Source organism: Bradyrhizobium sp. SYSU BS000235, assembly GCF_049747295.1.
Taxonomy (GTDB): Bacteria; Pseudomonadota; Alphaproteobacteria; order Rhizobiales; family Xanthobacteraceae; genus Afipia.
The window spans coordinates 4478967-4498822 of record NZ_JBMHJM010000001.1 but is presented as its reverse complement, the minus strand read 5'-3'; the positions used below and the strand labels follow the sequence as shown (position 1 = coordinate 4498822).

The 19856-nt window shown below is 62.0% G+C and carries 16 protein-coding genes and 1 pseudogene; 2 read left to right on the top strand and 15 right to left on the bottom strand.

The genetic code is table 11. From position 1 onward, the window contains the following. Nucleotides 1-342 precede the first annotated feature (342 nt). Complete coding sequence (locus ACP0KA_RS21040) at nt 343-1122, top strand: DeoR/GlpR family DNA-binding transcription regulator (RefSeq protein WP_424630661.1); 780 nt, start codon at nt 343-345, stop codon at nt 1120-1122. Here ACP0KA_RS21040 and ACP0KA_RS21035 read toward each other — a convergent pair. The 15 genes and pseudogenes from ACP0KA_RS21035 to ACP0KA_RS20965 form a co-directional block, all read right to left on the bottom strand. Continuing rightward, nucleotides 1110-1304, bottom strand: a complete 195-nt coding sequence (locus ACP0KA_RS21035) for a hypothetical protein (RefSeq protein ID WP_424630660.1) — start codon at nt 1302-1304, stop codon at nt 1110-1112. The two genes, ACP0KA_RS21040 and ACP0KA_RS21035, sit on opposite strands and share 13 nt — an antisense overlap. Next, entirely contained in the window at nt 1301-2479 is a 1179-nt protein-coding gene (locus tag ACP0KA_RS21030; RefSeq protein ID WP_424630659.1) for a PepSY-associated TM helix domain-containing protein, read from the bottom strand. The genes ACP0KA_RS21035 and ACP0KA_RS21030 overlap by 4 nt, the downstream gene beginning before the upstream one ends. Before the next feature lie 95 nt (nt 2480-2574). Then, nucleotides 2575-4890, bottom strand: coding sequence for a TonB-dependent siderophore receptor (locus ACP0KA_RS21025; protein ID WP_424630658.1), 2316 nt, complete (start codon nt 4888-4890; stop codon nt 2575-2577). Nucleotides 4891-5137: 247 nt separating this feature from the next. After that, entirely contained in the window at nt 5138-6112 is a 975-nt protein-coding gene (locus ACP0KA_RS21020; RefSeq protein ID WP_424630657.1) for a FecR family protein, read from the bottom strand. A gap of 93 nt (nt 6113-6205) precedes the next feature. Next, on the bottom strand, nt 6206-6739 hold the full coding sequence (locus ACP0KA_RS21015) for an RNA polymerase sigma factor (RefSeq protein WP_424630656.1): 534 nt from the start codon (nt 6737-6739) through the stop codon (nt 6206-6208). 108 nt (nt 6740-6847) lie between these two features. Further along, nucleotides 6848-7897, bottom strand: coding sequence for a Bug family tripartite tricarboxylate transporter substrate binding protein (locus tag ACP0KA_RS21010; RefSeq protein ID WP_424630655.1), 1050 nt, complete (start codon nt 7895-7897; stop codon nt 6848-6850). A 124-nt stretch (nt 7898-8021) separates the two neighbouring features. After that, nucleotides 8022-9236, bottom strand: coding sequence for an ABC transporter substrate-binding protein (locus tag ACP0KA_RS21005; RefSeq protein ID WP_424630654.1), 1215 nt, complete (start codon nt 9234-9236; stop codon nt 8022-8024). Between the two features lie 183 nt (nt 9237-9419). Then, the gene (locus ACP0KA_RS21000) at nt 9420-10046 is read right to left on the bottom strand and encodes an SRPBCC family protein (protein WP_424630653.1); all 627 of its coding nucleotides are present in this window, start codon (nt 10044-10046) and stop codon (nt 9420-9422) included. A gap of 29 nt (nt 10047-10075) precedes the next feature. Further along, nucleotides 10076-10896, bottom strand: a pseudogene (locus tag ACP0KA_RS20995) (XdhC family protein). Nucleotides 10897-10905: 9 nt separating this feature from the next. Then, on the bottom strand, nt 10906-12096 hold the full coding sequence (locus ACP0KA_RS20990) for a vWA domain-containing protein (protein WP_424630652.1): 1191 nt from the start codon (nt 12094-12096) through the stop codon (nt 10906-10908). Continuing rightward, nucleotides 12096-12980, bottom strand: a complete 885-nt coding sequence (locus ACP0KA_RS20985) for an AAA family ATPase (RefSeq protein ID WP_424630651.1) — start codon at nt 12978-12980, stop codon at nt 12096-12098. Before ACP0KA_RS20985 ends, ACP0KA_RS20990 begins: the two co-directional genes overlap by 1 nt. A gap of 2 nt (nt 12981-12982) precedes the next feature. Then, a complete protein-coding gene (locus ACP0KA_RS20980; protein ID WP_424630650.1) occupies nt 12983-15421 on the bottom strand; it encodes an aerobic carbon-monoxide dehydrogenase large subunit in 2439 nt (812 codons plus the stop codon). Further along, nucleotides 15418-15918: a (2Fe-2S)-binding protein gene (locus ACP0KA_RS20975; RefSeq protein WP_424631679.1), complete on the bottom strand. Its 501-nt coding sequence runs from the start codon at nt 15916-15918 to the stop codon at nt 15418-15420. Before ACP0KA_RS20975 ends, ACP0KA_RS20980 begins: the two co-directional genes overlap by 4 nt. A 26-nt stretch (nt 15919-15944) precedes the next feature. Beyond that, nucleotides 15945-16808, bottom strand: a complete 864-nt coding sequence (locus tag ACP0KA_RS20970; protein ID WP_424630649.1) for an FAD binding domain-containing protein — start codon at nt 16806-16808, stop codon at nt 15945-15947. Nucleotides 16809-17007: 199 nt separating this feature from the next. Beyond that, on the bottom strand, nt 17008-18291 hold the full coding sequence (locus ACP0KA_RS20965) for an MHYT domain-containing protein (RefSeq protein ID WP_424631678.1): 1284 nt from the start codon (nt 18289-18291) through the stop codon (nt 17008-17010). 263 nt (nt 18292-18554) lie between these two features. Between ACP0KA_RS20965 and ACP0KA_RS20960 the strand changes: the two genes are divergently transcribed. After that, entirely contained in the window at nt 18555-19856 is a 1302-nt protein-coding gene (locus ACP0KA_RS20960; protein ID WP_424630648.1) for a PQQ-dependent sugar dehydrogenase, read from the top strand.

The window sequence follows — 19856 nt, the reverse complement described above, 5'->3', positions numbered from 1 at the left end:
TGCGGCGTTACACAACAATGTCATTTAACCTTCAAATAAAGGCTGTTATGAAGCCTTCGCCCTCTTCCTTCAGATGGCGCGGCAGGCAGGTCCGGACAGAAAGTGCAGTCCCCGTGCCTCGTCACATGACGGAAGGATGGCAGATCGTGTTCATGATCGTGATGTGACTGCGACGTCAGGACCGCGATTCTGACTTTCAGAATCAGCGTCCACCGCGCAAGGTAAGCGTCGACGACTAGTCCTGTTTGCGATCTTCTCAGCGCTAAAGCATTCAAAGTTCATATGAACATCGGTGCGAGGTCTGCGCCGGTCGGCTCACAGGACTTACTTCGAGACGGTTTGATGACAGACGGACGGCAAGCCCAGATCCTGGAAATGGTGCGCGAGGTCGGCTCCGCCTCAATCGAACAACTGGCGGCGCATTTTGCCGTGACCCAGCAGACCATCCGGCGCATCGTCAATCCGCTGTGCGAGCAAGGGCTGCTGCGCCGTGTTCATGGCGGTGTCGGCCTTCCCGTCTCGTTCCAGAACCTCGCTTATCAGAGCCGGCAGAAGCTCAACCTCGAGGCCAAGCAGAAAATCGCAAAGGCCGTCGCCAATCTGATTCCCGAAGGCGCATCGGTCATGATCGGGCTCGGCACGACGCCGGAATGCGTCGCGCTGGCGCTCTCTGCGCGCACCAACATGCGTATCCTCACCAACAGCCTGAACACCGCCGTTGCACTGGCGGGCAACCCGGATATCGAAATCACCATGGCGGGCGGAACGCTGCGCCCCCATGACCGCGACATCATCGGCGACCCGGCCGCGCAGTTCTTCTCCGGCTTCAAGGCTGACTTCGGCGTGTTCGGCGTCGGCGGCATCGATGAAGACGGGAGCCTGCTCGATTTCCAGGTTGGCGAAGTGCAGGCGCGCCAGGCGATCGCGGCGAATTGCCGAACTGCGGTGCTGGTGGTCGACGCCACCAAATTCGGCCGCAACGCCACCGTCCGCGGCGGCCACTTCGGTGAATGTCATCACATCTTTATCGACCGCCCACCGCTGGCGAAGTATCAGCCGCTGCTGCGTGAGTTTGCCGATCGCACGTTCATCGTGAACGAGGATCAGTTTCAGGCGGCGTGAGGGCGGAATGCTGCACATACGGCCCGCACGATCACGATCAACGGCATCGCAAGTGCGATCCAGGATGCCGGCCACCAGAGGCCGCTCTGCCCGATCAGCGCGGCCAACAGACCGAACACCGTCAATGCGGCAAGCAGGAGCGGCCAGCGCCAGACCATCCATAAGGTGTGATGCGCCGTCATTCGGCGGCCCCGGAGGCTGCATGACTTTCGATCAATTCAGCCTCGGTCGCAGCCGGTGACGATTTGCGGCGCGACAGCCACAGATACAGCCCACTGCAGAGAATCGCGATGGTGACGAGATCGAGCAGCGCCCAGATGATCTTGAGCGGCAAGCCGCCATAGTTACCGAAGTGCAGCGGCCGGGAGACCTGCAGCGCGGTGAGATACCACGGCATGGTGACAATGCCGCTCGCAGCTCCGCTCTTGCCCTCGACCAGCATCGGCGTGAACAGACGCGATGTCAGCGGCTCCGATCCCTTGGTCCAGATCAGATAATGAAACGGCGAACCGAATTCGGCGCCGGGAAACACGATGCTGAAGACATTGCGTCCCGGCAGCGTGGTCTGCCCCCTCTCCACCGCAGCCTGTGGCGATCCGAGTTCGGACTGATCAGCGATCGCGGGCCCCTTGTAGGGAGCGAGCATGGCCCGCACGTCATTTTTCATCCAGAGTTTGAACAGTGGAATCGTCAATTCGTTCATGATGCCGGTCGCACCCACGACGAGCGCCCATGCGAGCGTGACTGCGCCGAGCAGATTGTGCAGGTCCAGCCATCGCAATCGCACGGAGCGGCCGTTCCGTACCGTCCCAAAATCAAGCTTCCGCATGAAGGGGCCGTAGACGACGACGCCAGAGACAATGGCAATCAGGAACAGCAGCCCTATCACGGCCATGAACAATTCGCCCGCAAGCCCCGCGAACAGATCCTTATGCAGATTAAGCATCACGCCCAGAAATGTCGGACTTTCCTGCTCCAGCGGCTTCGATTGCTTGAGCACCTCCGCGGTGCGGGCATCGAAGGTGATCAGGTGTTTGGAATTGCGGTTGGTGTTGAAAGCGTGCCACGACGGCGCCATGGTGACGACCATCTTCGGCTCGTCGTCATCGATGAAAACCGCCACCACGATGTGTTCCGGGTAAAGATTCTTGCTGATCGCGACGACCCGGTCGAGGCTGGCGTTTGGGGTCTCGGCAGGAAGATCCGCATAAGGCAGCGGGCCTTCGAGAAAATCGCCGATCTCTTCCTTGAAGACGAGCGGGAACCCAGTGACGCAGATCACAAGCAGAAAAGCGGTCGAGATCACGCTCGACCACTTGTGTACCCAGCACCATCGGCGAAAACCCGCCCTTGTCATGCCTGACAGCCTCTCGCCGTCATCGGAGATAGTTCCATTCGTTCTCCTCAACGCAGTGACCGCCCCGATCGCGAGGCGGTCTTCTTCACGCGTCGTCAGAAATCAAACGTCGCGGACAAAAGGTACGTCCGAGGCGCGCCGCGCGCGAGGCCGTAGTTTGCCGAGACCGCTGACCAGTAGCTCTCGTCAAATACGTTCTCGACGCTGGCGCGAAGCGTGACGGGCTTCCCGTTCTCGCGGTAATAGACGTAGCGTGCGCCGAGGTCGACGCGCGTCCACTCGGGGATGGTCTGGGTGTTCGCAGCGTTGGCGACCTGCGCGGCGGTGTAGATGACGCGGCCCGTCAGCGTGAAGTTCGGAATGAACGGCGTGTCCCACTCAGCCCCTAGATTGACCTGAACGTCCGGCACGCCGACCGCTTCCTTGCCGTTGGTCGCACCATTCAGCGTCTTGGTCTGAGTGCCTTCCATAAAGGTCACGCCGCCGAGCATGCGAAGGCCCGGCTGAACCTCGCCGAACACATTGACGTCGACACCGCGGTTGCGCTGCTCGCCGCCGAGCATATACGTCCCGTTTTGCGTGATCGCGAGCGGTTGCGTGATCTCGAATACCCCGACCGTCGTGGTGAAGCGACCGAAGTCAACCTTGACACCCGATTCAATCTGCTTCGATTTCGCCGGCGGCAACGCCGTTCCCGCATTCGTCGCGGTGACAGGCGCAATGCCGCCCGAGGTCAAACCTTCGATGTAGTTCGCATACAGCGACACGTTCTGCCATGGCTTCACCACAGCGCCGACAAAAGGCGTCACCGCGCCCTCGTCATAGAGGGACGAAAGTGCACCGGTCGCCGCGGCATAGTTCGCGATGTTGACCTTCTGGTACCGGCCGCCCACAGTGAGCTGAACCCGGTCATCAAACATGTACATGCTGTCGGAGAGTGAATAGCTCGCCAGATCCGTCTGGTTTGTTTTCGGCGCCGTTGTCGCGAAGCTGGAGAGGTTTGGCTCAGGCAGCACAGGATTATTATAGATATTGGTGCTGAACGTCGTAGACGGAGCAAGAACCCCCATCTCGCTCGTCAACCCCGTCGCACTGAGGGTGAACTCGTGGCGCACCGCCCCTGTGGTCAGCTTGGCGCGAACGCCGCCTTGAGCGGTCATGGCGTCGGCATAGGTCGGCTGGACATACTGTCTTCCGGACGCGTTGCCGAGCGCGTCGGTGATTGTCAGGAAGCTGTAGACGCCGAGGAAGTTATTGTGCCGGCCGCCAGCCGACGCGAACACCGTGACGTCGTCGGTGACATCCACTTCCGCCTTGACCATGCCGAAGGTGTCCTGCCCGTCAGCGAAATACCACGGCTGCCCGAGGCTCGAGGTATTTTTCGGCGCGGACGGAATGGGAAATCCTGTGTTGAAGTAGACAGGGCGCGTGGGATCGTCGCTGTGGATCTTCTGATAGTTAAGATCGGCCGAGAAGCGGAATCGCTCGCCCGCATAGTCGACAGCGAGCGAGGCTTGACCGAGTTCGGAGGTTTGATTTTGCACCGGCGTATCGCCGTTGGTGTAGGCGCCGTTGGCACGCACGCCCCACTCCTTGTTGTCGCCGAACCGCCGTGCCACATCGAGCGCGGTGCCGAACTGGCTGTTGGAGATGTAGCCGAGCGCCAATGACGTCAGCGGATCGTTCGGTGCGCGCTTCGGCACCAGATTGATGGTGCCGCCGACGCCGCCGAGCGGCGCCATGCCGTTCAGGAAGGCGCCGGGCCCTTTCAGGATTTCCACGCGTTCGACGAACGCGGTGCCGGCCAATTGATACGGCACGATGCCGTAGAGTCCGCCGATCGCGATTTCAGATGCACCAAGGGGAAAGCCGCGAATGAAGAATTGATTGGAGTAGCCACCATCAGCCCAGGTGTTGCGGACCGACGGATCGTTCTGCACGATGTCGGCGACCGTACGCGCTTGCTGATCTTTGATCGTCTTCGCGGTATAGCTGGTCACGTTGAACGGCGCGTCCATGACGCCGCGATTGCCGAGAATGCCGAGCCCCGCACCGCTCGCCACCTGCCCGCCGGCATAGGCCGGCGGCAAGTCACGGGCGTCATTCGGTTTGGTCTCGGTGACCTCTACTGTCGGAAGCGTTCCTGCGGCCTGGGCATGGGCATTGAGCACCACCTTCGGATCGAAGATCGTGACGTGACGCTCATTGGTCATGCGGTAATCAAGCTCGGTGCCGGACAGCAACTGATGCAGCGCATCCGCAGCTGTGAGACGCCCGGTCGCGCCCGTCGTCTGCACATGCTTGATCTTGTCAGTGGGCGCCAGAATCTTGAGGCCAGACGTCTTGGCCCATAGCGTGAGCGCATCGGAGAGCCTGCCGGGCGCGATCTCAAACGCCAGCACCGATGCCATGCGTCCACGTGACGCGGATATCTCTGCAGGACCCTGAGCCGTGGATGCCGTTTCGGGCAATACAGTCGCGAGCGCAGACGTACAGAAAAGCAGCGTCCTGAGCGCACGCGACGACGGAAAAGTATTGCCCCAACCCAAATGCATCCTGCACAGCCCCTGTTCAATCATCGGGGCTTGTTCAAGCCGCCCCCCTTTTGATGAAACGGACGGGGCAAAAAACATGACAACGAAACGGCCTAGAACGTCTCTAACCTCGCGGCGGAGGCGCGCGTGACGAGTTCCACCGCAGGATGGCGACGCCAGGCAACCGGATCACCTGCACCGGAAGCGCGAGTTCGATTGATGCAAACAATGTATCGGTATCTCTGACATCGAACACGCCGCTCACCGGCAGGCGCCCCACTGCATCGCCAAGAATGATGATCTTGCCGCGGTGATAACGCTCGATCTCCCTTACAACATCGCTCAGCGGCCGGTCGCCGAACGCCAGCTCGCCGCGGCGCCACGATGTTAAGGTGTCTACATCGATCGCACGGGTCTGCTCGAATCCTTTAGCAACCGAGTACGTCAGCGCATGGCCCGCCGGCACGCGCAGACTGTCGCGCCGGTTGGAGAAGCTGACGGCATGCTCCGTCACAGCGACAGTCGTTGCATCATCGTCCCGGCGAACCACAAACGCGGTGCCGAGCGCACGCACCGTCGTGTCGCCCGACGACACCGAGAACGGCCGGAGCGGGTCCGGCGCGACCTGCACAAAGATGCGCCCTGCGTGCAGCACAATGTGCCGCTGATCGGCATCCACGTCGAAACTCGTTGCGGTGTCGAGATCGATCCGCGATCCATCCTTCAACGTGACGGTGCGGATCTCGCCGACGGATGTGCTGAAGTCCGCGAAATACGCTGCCGAAGGACCGAACAGTCCGGAGGCAAACGCCAGGCTCGACAGCGCAACCACCGCGACCAGAATGCTGGTGATGATCGCGTTGCGCCGCCGCCCCTGTGTCAGCGCAGGGCCGAGTTGCTCCCAGATCTTCTCCGCCTTCTGCGCCGCCTTGGCATGGGTCGCGTCGAACTTGCGCCAGGCGTCGAAGGAGGCCCAATCCGCCTCCGTCTCGTTGCCGGAATGCAGATGCGCGATCCACGCCAACGCCTCGTCCCGCAAGGGGTCCTTGGACCGCTCCGATGGTGGAAGCGGGTTCGGAGGTTTGGGAGGAAGCATCATGAAATGGAGACTGCGATGAGATTGAATCCGGCCACTACGAGTTAAAACGAACGGGCCGCGAAAGACTGCAGTGGATTTTGGAAAATATTTTCGTCAGTCCGGCATCCGATCGGCGCAGTGGGCCAGTGCCATCATGATGTATTTGGTCGCCATGCTGGACGATACGCCGAGCCTGACCGCGATCTCCGCGTGACTGAGCCCCTCGGCCCTGTTGAGCAGCAGCGCCTGACGGGTGCGCGGCGGAAGTTCGTCCAGCGCACGCTTCAGGAGGCGGTATTGCTGACGCGCTTCGAGATAGCGATCCGGCGTCGGGCTCGGGTCCACGGCCTCCAGCGCATCATCCAGCGACGCCATCGGTCCGATAACGCGATTGCGGCGAATGAGATCGATGCTGAGATTGCCGACGATCTTCCACAGAAATGAACGCGGCCCATAGGGGAAAGACGCGTGGGCCCGATCCTGCTTCCAGATCAGAAAGCGCAGGAAGGAATCTTGAACGATATCAGCGGCCGCCTCGCGGTCGTTCAACCGGCGAAAGGCGTGCTGATGGAGTTCGCTCGCATATCGCCGAAACAGCGCATCGAGATCGATCTCGCTTGTGGAGGCGTGGGAACCAGGGATCGTCATTTCATCGCAGGAAAACTGTCGAAAACTCCTGCTATTGGTATCGGGCGGATGACGACGCCGCAAAGGAATTCATTTAGAGCCTTTATAAAGACCCCGGCCACAGGCGCCTCACTCCCCCTTGAGACCTGCCTCGCGAATGAGCCCGCCCCACTTCTCAGTCTCGCGATCGATGTACGCGCCGAAGTCCGCACCCGATTTCGGATAGGCTTCCAGCCCCTGCGCGAGCAGTTTTTGTTTCACCGTGTCATCGGCAAGTGCGCGCATCACTTCCGCTTGCAGCCGATCGACGACCAGTTCCGGCGTCGCCGACGGCGCCATGAAACCGAACCAGCCCGCGGCGATGACTTTGCTCAGCCCCTGCTCGCGCAGTGTCGGCGCCGACGGATAGATCGCGCTGCGCTCTTCCGACGCCGTGCCGAGCACGCGTAGCTTGCCGCTATCGATGTGAGGCAGCGCGGCGCTGATCGCCGTGAGCGTGGCATCGACGCGGCCAGCCAGCAGCTCGGTATAGGCAGGATTGTCACCGCGGAACGGAATGTTGAGACCCTTCACGTTTGCTTCCTTGAACAAGAGTTCGGCGGCGAGATGCGGCTGTGAGCCCGGCCCGGGCGAACCGAACGTCAGCCCGTCCTTCTTCGACTTACCGTAGGTGATCAGGTCCTGCACCGTCTTGAACGGCGTATCCGCATTCACAATCAAGAACAGCGGCGCGAGCACCGCCATCGCGACCGGACGAAGTTCCTTGCGCTCATAGTTGAGCTTGCCGAACAACGCCTCAGCCGTGATGTACGGCGCGGCTGCATAGAGAAACGTGTAGCCATCGGGCACCACATGCGCGACGAATTCATTGGCGATGCGCGTGCCCGCGCCGGGCTTGTTCTCGACCACAAATTGCTGGTCGACCCGCTGGCCAATATATTCACTTAAGATGCGCAGCGAGATGTCGTTGGAGCCGCCCGCGCCATAAGGCGAGATCATCTTCACCACGCGCGACGGCCACTCGCCCGCAGCACTGGCAGAGCCGCCGGAGAGCGCAAGCACACCTGCACCAGCGCCGCCGATCAGAACCTGCCGCCGCGACGGGGCTTGCCGTTGCAGCCGAATCTGCCGTCGCGAGAAAATCTTTGGTTGCGCTACGGCACGTTTCAAGGCGGTCATGCGTCTCTCCCGTGGAACAGTTGCGTTCTGTTTGCACGGGAGCCTGACCGATCTTTTTTCGGCTGCCAAGCCTTATTCGCGAGGACCGCGATTCGCTTCGGCCCTGCGCGCACCCTGCCCCCAGCTATTCGTTACCGTCCGTGATGACGGAGCCGAATGGCAGCCACCGCTCGCCATCAAATCGGATCATCTGAAACTGCTTATTGACGCGGTAGTCGGTCGGTGTGGTGTTGACGGAAATACCGGGCAGCAACAGATCGAGATCGACATTGGTGAAGTGCGAGGCCTGCTGCATGACGTTCTCGTGTGTCAGCGTATCGCCGCACATCTTGAGCGTATGCACCAGAAGCTGCGCGGTGATGTAGCCGTAGACGTTGAGGTTCGAGTTCTTGTCGCCATCGGGATAATACTTCGCCATGAATGCGAGATAACGCTGCGCGCCGGGATCGTTCGCCCACGCCGTGTCGGCGGGGTCCTTCACATAGTTGACACTGATCAAGCCCTTCGAGGCCTCAAGCCCGGCCGGCTTCAGCGTGGCGCTCATCGAATTCGCATTGATGTCGACGATGTGGACAGGATGCCAGCCGATTTCGGCGATCTTCCTGATGGCCTGCGCTGCCTGCTTCGGCGTCGTCGCGCTGAAGAAGAGATCGGCCCCGGAATCCTTGATCTTCAGGATCTGCGAGTCGATGGTCGGGTCGGCCACCTCATACGAGGCTTCGGCCACGACCATCGATGCAGCCTTATTGCCGAGCCCCGCCTTCAGACCTTTGAGATAGTCCTTGCCGAGATCGTCGTTCTGATAGAGCACGCCGATCTTCGCGTTGGGGTGCTCCTTCAAAATGTATTGAGCGTAGATCCGGCCTTCCGTGAGATAGGACGGGTTGAACCCCATGGTCCATGGAAAGGCCTTGGGATCGGAGAACCTCGCAACCCCCGTCGCGGCAAAGAGCTGCGGCACTTTCTTCAGATTGAGATATTTCTGTACAGCCGCGTTCGAGGGCGTTCCGATGATCTGGAACGTCAACAGAACTTCGTCGCCCTCCACCAGCCTGCGGACCTGCTCGACCGCCTTGGGTGGGCTGTAGGCATCGTCATACTGAATAAGGTTGATCTTGCGGCCGTTGACGCCGCCCTGATCGTTGATCATGCGGATGTAGGCCGCCTGGGTTTTGCCGATGGTGGCATAGGCCGAGACCGGCCCGCTGAAAGGCACCGTCTGGCCAACCTTGATCTCGGTGTCGCTCGCGCCGGCGTCGTAGCGCTTTTGCGCTTCGGCAGGCTGAACCAACAATCCGCATGACATGGCGACAGCAAGGGCCAGACATAGCCGCTTCATGACGTTTCCTCCGCAAAGTCTTTGATTGCCGGAGAATGACCTCCGTTTGAGGAATGTTATGGCAAAACAGGGACCCAAACGAAATGAGCCACAGCAGCGAACCAGAGCTGCAAGAATTGCAATTCTGGCCGCCGTCGGGCCGTCCGGCAGAATTCACAATGTCATTATTGGGTCAGAGACCCCTCACCCGCGATCCGCTGTCACCACATGACTGCAGATCGGGCCCGGCATGACCTGTGCATGATGATGCCCGCCCGTCACGCAGCACCAGTTGGCACCCGACAGCGCAAGCAGGGCAACGACAGCGGACGTGCCGGTGAACTTGGCGAACCAGCCGGGCTTGTCCGCCCCCTCTTCAGCCGGAGCCACCCCGCTGACCTTCTCGGCAAACGTCTCGAAGAATTCACCCGCGAGCTTCTTCGCCGTGGAATCGATCAGGCGTCCGCCGAGCTGTGCGATCTTGCCGCCGACCTGGGCATCGACGGTGTAATGCAGGATGGTGACATCGTCGCCTTCCGCCTCGAGGCGCACCGCGGCGCCGCCTTTTGCGAAGCCAGCCACGCCGCCCGAGCCTTCACCGGAAATCCGGTAACTGTTGGGCGGGTCGATCTCCGACAGCAACACCGTGCCGCCAAAGGTCGCCCGCACCGGACCAACCTTGAACACCACCGTGGCCTTCATCTCGTTCGGTCCGGTCATCTCGAGCGACTGGCAGCCGGGAATGCAGGCTTTCAGCACCTCGGGATCATTGAGCGCAGCCCAGACTTTCTCTTTTGCGGCGGGAATTCGCTGGCTGTCGTTCATTTCCATGGTGATGATCCTTGAAGCGATCTTGGGTGTTATGATTGCGTAGATGCGCGCTGACCGCGCCGCCGCTCGATGGTGATCTCGGCGAGAATCGACATGGCGATTTCTTCCGGCGTAATGGCGCCGAGATCGAGACCCGCCGGCGCCTTGATCCTCCCCAGCACGTCGACGGAAATCCCTTCGTGGGAAAGCTTGTCGCGCAGCGCCGTCATCTTGCGCTGGCTGCCGACAAACGCGATGTAGACCGCATCGATCCCCACCGCCGAACGCAATGCTGCTTCGTCGCCCTTGCCCTGGGTCGAGACCACGACAAAGCGCTTCGCTTCGTTGAGGTAGCCCGGCGCAAAGCCATCCACCGTGACATCCGCGTCTGGCTGCTCGGTGAGGTCCGCGGCAGGTGCAGCGAGCGTCACGTGAAAGCCCAATGTTCGCGCCTGCGCCGCCAACGACAGCGCGACAGGACTGGCACCGAGAATGATCAGCGAGGGATGCGGCAAGACCGGCTCCACGAAAATGTCCATGGTACCCTGGCTCGGGCACATATTCTTGGCGAAGCGCACACCGGCGCGGTTGTCGCCCGGCTTCACCCCGAGTTCGGTCAGCAGGTTCTCCGGCTGGATCGAAATCATGCGCGGCTCGCCGTCCAGCAGAGCCTCGCGCGCCGCCTTGAGCACCGCGCCGCGCGCGCAACCACCGCCGATCCATCCGGCGGTGATCGTCCCGTCAGGCCGGATGATCGCCTTGGCGCCGGCCTTCGCCGCGGTCACCGACACCGTGCGCACCACAGTGGCGAGCGCGAACGGCTGTTCCGCAACTGGGCGACAAGATCGATCACTTCGGCATGCGCTGTCATCATGGCCTCCTACAGCTTCGCCAGATAAGGCTCGAGCGCAAGCAGGCTGTTCAACGTGTTGGCCGGCGCGTAGAGATCGACATGGGGCAGTGCGGCTTTGATGCCAGCCGCCGCCGGCTCATAGCCCTCCCACCCCATCATCGGGTTGAGCCAGACGATCCGCCGGCAGCGTCGTGCCAGAGCCGCCATCTCGCGACCAAGCAATTGCGCATCCCCGGTCTCGTAGCCGTCGGACACGATCATCACGCAGGTGCGCGAATGAATCACCCGCTGTGCATGCCAGCGGTTGAACGTCTGCAGGCTGAGCCCGATGCGGGTGCCGCCGCCCGCCCCTTGTGCCATCATCGACAACCGGTCGAGCGCGCGCGCCGGATCGCGCTCCTTCATGGCGTCGGAGACATGCGCGAGCTGGGTGTGAAACAAAAACGCCTCGGCCTCGCGGAATTCATCCAGCGCGCCGTGGATGAAGCGAATAAAGACGCTGGTGTACATACTCATGGAGCCTGAGGCATCGAGCAATACCACGAGGCGCAGCGGCTTCTCTTTTCGCTTCCGCATGGCAAGGTCAATCGGCACCCCGCCGTGATGAATGTTGGCGTGGATCGTCCGCCGCATGTCGATCCGATCACCGCGCCGCCGCACGATGTCCCGGCGCGTCAGCCGCGTGCGCATGGCCTTCGCAAGCCGCGCGGCGGCGGCGTGCGCTTCCGCAATCTGCTCGGGATCGCTCAGCTTGCGGAAGTCCACATCCGCGATGTTCTCCGCGTTGGACGCACCTTCCATGCGCCCCTCGCCGCTGCGATCATGACCGGTTTCATCCGGCGACGGCACCTGATCCGTCGCCTCCGCGCCACCGGCTCGCTGCTCGTTGCGGTCTTGAATGCTCTTCAGCGACGGCGTATTGGCCGGCTTGGAAGATGCGCCCATGATCTTCGAGCGCGACTTGACGCGCTTGCCGAGCCAGAACGCGTCAAAAATGCCGTCAAACTTCTCCCAGTCCGATCGCCGTGCCGAGAACAGATGCTTAAACGCCGAGCGTAGCAGTGCCGGCTTTTCGGCATAACCGGACGCCATCAGCCGCATCGCGTCTTCGCCCTCACGCGGACCGATGGCAAAGGCATTGTCACGCAGGGTCGCGAGAAAGCCCGCGAGCCGCAATGCGACGCGCTCGTCTACACTGGCGATGGGTGCGCCGCTCATCATGCGACCCTCCCCAGCAACCTCGCGGTCACTTCCGGCTTGAAGCGCGCCTTGTCCTCATGGGTCTTGAGCAGGCACATCAACGTGTCGTGCACCGTCTCGGGATCATCATGCAGATCCTTGACGCCAAGCCCGACGAGCGCCGCGGCCCAGTCCAGCGTCTCGGCGACGCCCGGAACTTTCCGCAAATCCTCCTTGCGGATGCTCTCCACCATGCGCGCGATCTGCACCGCGAGGGTGGCGCCAGTCTCCTCTACACGCGCCAGAATGATGCGCGCCTCGCGATCGACATCGGGATAATCGATGTAATGATAAAGGCAGCGGCGGCGCAGGGCGTCGGAGAGTTCGCGCGTGCCGTTCGATGTCAGGAGCACATGCGGAATGGATGTGGCTTTGACGGTGCCGAGCTCAGGAATGGAAACCTGAAAGTCCGACAGAAGTTCGAGCAGGAAGGCTTCGAACTCGTCGTCGGCGCGGTCGATTTCATCGATCAACAACACCGGCGCCTTCTCGCGTCGGATGGCTGCGAGCAATGGACGCTCCAGAAGATACTTGTCGGAGAAGATCCGGTCTTCGATGCCATCTGCGGTTTTATCAGCGCCTTGGACCTGATGCGCCTGAATGGCCAGCAGTTGCCGCTGATAGTTCCACTCGTAAAGTGCCGCCGATTGATCGAGCCCCTCATAGCATTGCAGTCGGATCAGCTCGGTCTGGTGGATTGAGGCGAGCGCCTTCGCGACCTCGGTTTTGCCGACGCCCGCCTCCCCCTCCAACAACAACGGCCGCTTCAGAGCCTGCATCAATGAGATCGCCGTCGCCAGTTCGTTGTCGGCAATGTAGCCGGTGGCGGCCAGACGTTCGGCGATCTCTTTCCGGTTCTTCATGACTACGCAGCGACAGCCGCCTCGTTGATCAACCCGAGCTTCTTTGCCGCCATCCAGTTGCGCCAGTGATCATGCGGCATCTGGATATGCACTGCGCCCAGGAACGAGAACGCATCGTTGACGGCATTGGAGAAGGCCGGCACGCCGCCGACATTCGGGCTTTCACCCACGCCCTTCGCCCCGATCGGATGGTGCGGCGACGGCGTCACGGTGAAGTCGGTCTCCCAATGCGGTGTCTCGACCGCGGTCGGCAGGAAGAAGTCCATGAACGAGCCGCCCATCACGTTGCCGGTCTCGTCGTAATGGATCTCCTGCCCCATCGCGATGGCGAAGGCTTCGGTCAATCCGCCGTGCACCTGCCCCTCGATGATCATCGGATTGATGCGGGTACCGCAATCGTCGAGCGCATAGAAGCGGCGGACCTTGTACACGCCGGTATCGACATCGATGTCCATCACGCAGATATAGGCACCGAACGGATAGGTCATATTCGGCGGATCGTAATAGCTCACCGCCTCAAGCCCCGGCTCCATGCCCGGCGGCGGCGAGTTATAGGCGATCCAGCAGATGTCCTTCATGCCGAGGAACTTCTCTGGCAGGCCCTTCACGCGGAAGCCGTCGATGTCCCATTCGAGATCGTCTTCGTGGACTTCGAGTTTATAAGCCGCGATCATCTGCGCTTTCGCTCTGATCTTGCGCGCGCACATCGCGATCGCAGCTCCAGCCACTGGCGTCGACCGCGAGCCGTAGGTGCCGAGACCGTACGGCGCAGTGTCGGTGTTGCCCTCTTCCACCATGATGTTGTCGGCCGGAATGCCGATCTCGGTGGCGATGATCTGCGCCCAGGTCGTTTCGTGACCCTGCCCCTGGCTCTTGGTGCCCATGCGTGCGATGCCGGCACCGGTCGGGTGCATGCGGATCTCGCAGGAGTCGAACATCGCAATGCCAAGAATGTCGCAGTTCTTCGACGGGCCTGCACCGACGATCTCGGTGAAGAACGACACGCCGATGCCCATGATCTCGCGGGTCTCGCCGCGCTTGAACGCCTCGCGCTTCGCTGCCTGTTCTTTCCGCAGCTCGGCGTATTGCACCGTCTCCATCGCCTTCGTCATGGCGGTGTGATAGTCGCCGGAATCATATTCCCAGCCGAGCGCGGAGTGATACGGAAACTGCTCCGCCTTGATGAAGTTCTTCATGCGGAATTCCGCCGGGTCCATGCCGAGCTTCTGCGCCATGATGTCCATGGCCCGCTCGATGCAGTACGCGGCCTCTGTCACCCGGAACGAGCAGCGGTAAGCCACGCCGCCCGGCGCTTTGTTGGTGTAGACGCCGTCCACCGCCAGATGCGCGGTCGGGAAGTCATAGGAGCCCGTGACGATGTTGAAGAACCCGGCCGGCCACTTCGACGGATCGGCGCAGGCGTCAAACGCGCCGTGATCGGCAAGCACATGCACGCGCAGGCCTGTCACCTTGCCGTCCTTGGTCGCCGCCATTTCCGTGGTCATGTGGTAATCACGCGCGAACGACGTGGTGGTGAGGTTTTCCATGCGATCCTCAACCCACTTCACCGGCTTGCCAGTGACGATGGACGCCACCGCCGCGCAGATGTAGCCCGGATAGGCCCCGACCTTGTTGCCGAAGCCGCCGCCGATATCCGGCGCGATTACGTGGATCTTCTGCTCAGGCAATTTCGCGATCAGCGACACCACCGTGCGGATCACGTGCGGCGCCTGGAAGGTGCCGTAAATCGTCAGCTCACCCTTGATCTTGTCAAACGAGCAGACGCACTGGCAGGTCTCCAGCGGCGACGGATGGACGCGCTGATACGAGATCAGCTCCTTGATGGTGACGTCGGCCTTCTTGAAGGCCGCGTCGGTGAGATCTTTGTCGCCCACCGTCCACTCGAAGATGTGGTTGTAATGCTTGCGCGGGCCGTGCGCGCCGTCGGTCTTGTCCTTGATGTCTTCACGCAGCACCGGCGCATCTGCATCCATCGACTTGAACGGATCGACCAACACCGGCAGCGCCTCGTACTCGACTTCGACGGCAGCGATGCCGTCGTCCGCGGCGTAGCGATCGGTTGCCACCACGAAGGCGACTTCCTGATTCTGGAATAGCACCTTGCCGTCGGCGAGCACCATCTGCACGTCACCGGCCAGAGTCGGCATCCAGGCGAGGTTCACCGTCTTCAGCGTCTCCGCGGTGATCACCGCAAGCACGCCCGGTACCTTGAGCGCCTTCTCGGAGTTGATCGATTTGACACGCGCATGGGCATGAGGCGAGCGCACGAAATCGCCGTGCAGCATGCCGGGCAGTTTCACATCGTCGACGTACTGGCCCTTGCCTTGGGTGAAGCGGATGTCTTCCACGCGCTTGCGCTTGCAGCCCATGCCTTCCAGGCGCGCAGAACGTTCCTCTCTCGTCGGGGTCATGTCGTTCATTCTGCGGCCTCCTGGAATTCGACGCCGTTCAGCTTGGCTGCGGCGTACTGGATCGCTTTGACGATGTTCTGGTAGCCGGTGCAGCGGCACAGATTGCCGGCAATGCCGAAGCGGATTTCCTCTTCGGTCGGATTCGCATTCTCCTGCAGCAGGCGATGGGCGCGCATCAGCATGCCCGGCGTACAGAAGCCGCATTGCAGGCCGTGCATCATCCGGAAGCCTTCCTGCAGCGCCGACAGCGTGCCGTCGGGATTGGCGAGCCCTTCGACGGTCCGGATCTCCGAGCCCTGGGCCTGGACCGCAAACATGGTGCAGCTCTTCACCGACATCCCGTCGATATCGACCGTGCACGCGCCGCAATGGGTGGTGTCGCAGCCGATATGGGTGCCGGTCATCTGCAAATTCTCGCGGATGAAATGCACGAGCAGCGTACGCGGCTCGATCAGGCCTTCCACGTCCTCGCCATTCACCTTCATTGTAATATGGGTCTTTGCCATTTTAGTTTTTGTCATGGGCCCTTCCCTCACGCTGCGCGTTCGGCCGCGCGGCGCAGCGCACGCGCCACCAGCACGCCGCCGACATAGCGGCGGTATTCAACAGGCCCGCGGCCATCGCCCGCCGGCGCCATGATCGTTTGTGCCGCTGCCGCAGCTTTTTGCAGCGACGCGGTATCGAGGCTGGTGCCGATCACCGCCTTGGCGGCGTCTTCGGCCAGCAGCGGCGTCTCCGACAAATTGGTCAGGCCGATGCGGCAGGTCGCGACCTTTCCGCCGGACATGGTCAGCACCACCGCGGCGGCGGCCGTGGCGTAATCGCCGATCTTCCGCTTCAGCTTCTCATAGGCGTAGCCGTGCCCCGCCTGCGGCGCAGGAATGGAGATGCCGGTGAGGATTTCCCCAGGCTCAAGCGCGGTGAAATACGCACCTTGGTAAAAGTCGGTCGCCGCGACCTCGCGCGATCCGCCCGGGCCGATGAGCTGATAGGTCGCGTTCAACGTCATCATCAGCGCCGGCATGTCGTTACCGGGATCGCCGTTGGCGACATTGCCGCCGAGCGTGCCGCAATAGCGGACCTGCGGATCGGCGATCACCAGCGCCGTCTCGCGCAGGATCGGAAGCGCTTTGGCGATCTCGTCTGACGCCAGCAGGTCGTGCTGGGTGGTCATCGCGCCGATCACGATCCTGTCGCCGTCGCGGCGGACTCCTCGCAGGTCCTTGATGCCGTGAAGGTCGATCAGGTGTTCCGGCGTCGCCAGCCGCAACTTCATCATGGGAATAAGGCTGTGGCCGCCTGCCAGCGGACGGGCTTCGCCGTCCAGCGTGGCCAAAAGTTTCACCGCTTCATTGAGGTCGGCCGGCCGGTGATAGGTGAACGGGCCCGGGATCATCGTCTGTCTCCTCCTGTCCGTCTGGAAGTGTTCTAAGCGGACTTGAGGAAGGCTTGGTGCGACTCCTGATGTTTCACAAGAAGTCGCTCACGGATGCAGCACCAACGGAGGATTTTCGCACGAACGGCGGCACAGCGCGCACGAAATGCGTCAGCGGGCCTAACCTAATTCTTGTTGGAGCGAGAACACCAAAAGCGTTTTATGCAGTCCCGCGAATGAGTCCGAGCCGCATCTTCACCTCGGAGATTTTGGCGCGGCTGACCGGTACGCGTTGCGCCGCACCATCCAACTCGATCACGGCGCCGTCGCCTTCGCGGCGCACAAAAGTTACATGCGACAGCGCGACAATGTGGCTGCGGTGCACCCGGAGAAACCGTTCAGGGTCGAGTTGTGTCTCGGCTTCCGAAATTGACCACGGACACATCCGTTCGCGGGTGCCGTCGTGGATCCGGGTATAATGCGCATCAGCGCGAATGCTGCGCACATCGCTGACATCTATAAAGTGTGTGCCGTCCGCGGCCTCGACCGGCAGCCGCGATGCCGTGAGGCGACGCGGCTGACCAAGACCGCCAAGCGGCGCGCTTCTTGAACCGGGCAACGCCGATGCAGCCGGAGCCTCCTCGGCAGGCGTGACAGGAGGCAAAGCCTCAGCCACCGGGGTCAACGTCGGAGCCTTGGCAGGACTCTTGGTCGGAAGCTCTCGCGCATCGAACGCCAGGGCAGCCTCCTCTATGCCCGGCCTCACGCCGGCCATTGCCAACGGCGCCGGCTTGAGCCGCGGGTCCGGCACCTGCAGCAGCAGGAAACCGGCTGCGACCACAAAACACAGCAGCGCTACCACGATCGACAGGATTTGCTGTGACGCCACCAGCCCTTCCATGTGATGGTGCATACCGCTGACCGGCACCAAGTGAAGACCCTCCATGGCAGTGTAGTGCATGCCCGAGACCGCAAGGCCGAACGCCACCGCGCTGAGCACGAGCTGGATGCCGCCTTGCCGCGCCAGGAACGCGCGCAGCCCGCCATAGGCGGTGCCCACCGCAATCACCACTGACAGCACGACGAACAGCGGATCGTGCTGCATTTCGAAATGACCGGACAGGCCATGCATTCCGACATAGTGCATGCTGCAGATGCCGAGGCCGAGCAACACCGCCGAACCGGTCAACCGTTGCCAGGTCGGTTCGCAGATGCTGACGAGGAACAGCGACACGCCCACCACCAGCGCGCAGATCAGAAACGAGATGATGGTCGGCAGCACCAGATAAGCAGTGCCGGGCGGCAGCGGCGCCGACAGCATGCCGATGAAATGCATGGTCCAGATGCCGATCGCGAGAAAGGCCGCTGCACCTGCGAGCAGGACACGATGGCTCGCATCGGGCCGGCCACGAATGCGCGCCGCCAGCGCAAATCCGTTGTAGCCGCCCAATATGGCAATCGCCACCGACAAGGCGACGAGAAAGAGATCGTGTCCCTCGAACATGACCTTGTTTGGCGCACCTGTCATCACGGGTGCGCTCCTCCCTAAGAACGAATCTAAACCGTTTCGCACGCGGTTGCCAACGGCAGTGTCCGCACCGGACACAGCCACTCACAATCGATCACGCCGGCGAAATGGGCAGTCCTTTCATGGCAGTCCGCTGACGACTGCCTTGCGTTGATCGCAGGTATCAAGCGCGCCCGTCGCGCTTGTCGAATGCTGCGCTGCGTTGCATGGTGCGGCCACGTTTCAATGAAGGAATTCCCATGAGCTTTTCGGCCTTTTTTGCCCGCATCGTTGCGTTGATCGGCGCGTCCGCGGTGCTGTGGCGGCGCCAGCAGGGGCCGATGCCTGCCCCGGCCTGGGGCACCATGCCGGATTTTCCCGCCGCGAAACCGCAAGGCACCATTCCGACGTTGAAAATGCCGACCGCGCGCGGCTGGCACGAAGGCGAAAAGCCGGTCGTCGCATCCGGCCTCAAGGTCAACATGTTCGCGGGCGGGCTGAAGCATCCGCGCTGGATCGAGATACTGCCCAATGGCGACGTGCTCGCCGCCGAAGCATTACAGATCGCCACCACTTCGAAGAACCTGTTCAGCTACGCCATGCAGGCCACCATGCGACGCGCGGCAGCGCTCGGCGTCAGCGCCAATCGCATCACGCTGTTGCGCGACAGGAACGGCGACGGCGTCGCCGAGACGCAGCAGGTGTTCATGGAAAACCTGAACCAGCCGTTCGGCATGGCGCTGCTCGGCGACACGTTCTATGTCGGCAACACCGATGGCGTGATGGCCTTCCCCTACACGCCGAATGCGGATCGCATCACCGCACCGGGCAAGCGGGTGACCACGTTCAAGCCCGGCGGTCACTGGACGCGGAGCCTGTTGCCAAACAAGGACGGCACCAAGCTTTATGCCGGCGTCGGCTCGCTTACCAACATCGGTAACAACGGCTTCGAAGCCGAAGAGGGCCGTGCTGCAATCTACGAACTCGACCTCGTCAAAGGCACCAGCCGCATTTTCGCAAGCGGGCTACGCAATGCAGTCGGCATGGCGTGGGAGCCGACGACAAATGTGCTGTGGACCGTGGTCAACGAGCGCGACGGCCTTGGCGACGAGACGCCGCCGGACTATCTCACCTCCGTGCGCGACGGCGGTTTCTATGGCTGGCCGTATTGCTACTGGGGCAAAATCGTCGACGATCGCGTGCCGCAGGATGCAGCGATGGTGGCCAAGGCCATCCAGCCGGACTACGCGCTTGGCGGCCACACCGCCTCGCTCGGCCTGTGCTGGATGCCGGCCGGCACCCTGCCCGGCTTTCCGGACGGCATGGTCATCGGCCAGCACGGCTCATGGAATCGCAGCAAGCTAAGCGGCTACAAGGTGGTGTTCATCCCGTTCGAAAACGGCCACCCGTCAGGCCCCGCGCGCGACATTCTCTCGGGCTTCCTCTCGGATGATGAGAAGGATTCGTACGGCCGTCCCGTCGGCGTCACGCTCGGTCCTGATGGCTCGTTGCTGGTGGCCGACGATGTCGGCAACTGCATCTGGCGCGTGACGGGGGTGTGA

Bases quoted from the DNA above. Each gene is read 5' to 3' on its own strand.
- ACP0KA_RS20980 (WP_424630650.1), bottom strand. From the start codon at position 15,421: ATGAACGACATGACCCCGACGAGAGAGGAACGTTCTGCGCGCCTGGAA.
- ACP0KA_RS21005 (WP_424630654.1), bottom strand. From the start codon at position 9,236: ATGAAGCGGCTATGTCTGGCCCTTGCTGTCGCCATGTCATGCGGATTG.
- ACP0KA_RS21020 (WP_424630657.1), bottom strand. From the start codon at position 6,112: ATGATGCTTCCTCCCAAACCTCCGAACCCGCTTCCACCATCGGAGCGG.
- ACP0KA_RS21040 (WP_424630661.1), top strand. From the start codon at position 343: ATGACAGACGGACGGCAAGCCCAGATCCTGGAAATGGTGCGCGAGGTC.
- ACP0KA_RS20960 (WP_424630648.1), top strand. From the start codon at position 18,555: ATGAGCTTTTCGGCCTTTTTTGCCCGCATCGTTGCGTTGATCGGCGCG.
- ACP0KA_RS21000 (WP_424630653.1), bottom strand. From the start codon at position 10,046: ATGGAAATGAACGACAGCCAGCGAATTCCCGCCGCAAAAGAGAAAGTC.
- ACP0KA_RS21015 (WP_424630656.1), bottom strand. From the start codon at position 6,739: ATGACGATCCCTGGTTCCCACGCCTCCACAAGCGAGATCGATCTCGAT.
- ACP0KA_RS21025 (WP_424630658.1), bottom strand. From the start codon at position 4,890: ATGGCATCGGTGCTGGCGTTTGAGATCGCGCCCGGCAGGCTCTCCGAT.
- ACP0KA_RS21035 (WP_424630660.1), bottom strand. From the start codon at position 1,304: ATGACGGCGCATCACACCTTATGGATGGTCTGGCGCTGGCCGCTCCTG.
- ACP0KA_RS21030 (WP_424630659.1), bottom strand. From the start codon at position 2,479: ATGACAAGGGCGGGTTTTCGCCGATGGTGCTGGGTACACAAGTGGTCG.
- ACP0KA_RS20965 (WP_424631678.1), bottom strand. From the start codon at position 18,291: ATGTTCGAGGGACACGATCTCTTTCTCGTCGCCTTGTCGGTGGCGATT.
- ACP0KA_RS21010 (WP_424630655.1), bottom strand. From the start codon at position 7,897: ATGACCGCCTTGAAACGTGCCGTAGCGCAACCAAAGATTTTCTCGCGA.
- ACP0KA_RS20990 (WP_424630652.1), bottom strand. From the start codon at position 12,096: ATGAGCGGCGCACCCATCGCCAGTGTAGACGAGCGCGTCGCATTGCGG.
- ACP0KA_RS20970 (WP_424630649.1), bottom strand. From the start codon at position 16,808: ATGATCCCGGGCCCGTTCACCTATCACCGGCCGGCCGACCTCAATGAA.
- ACP0KA_RS20985 (WP_424630651.1), bottom strand. From the start codon at position 12,980: ATGAAGAACCGGAAAGAGATCGCCGAACGTCTGGCCGCCACCGGCTAC.
- ACP0KA_RS20975 (WP_424631679.1), bottom strand. From the start codon at position 15,918: ATGGCAAAGACCCATATTACAATGAAGGTGAATGGCGAGGACGTGGAA.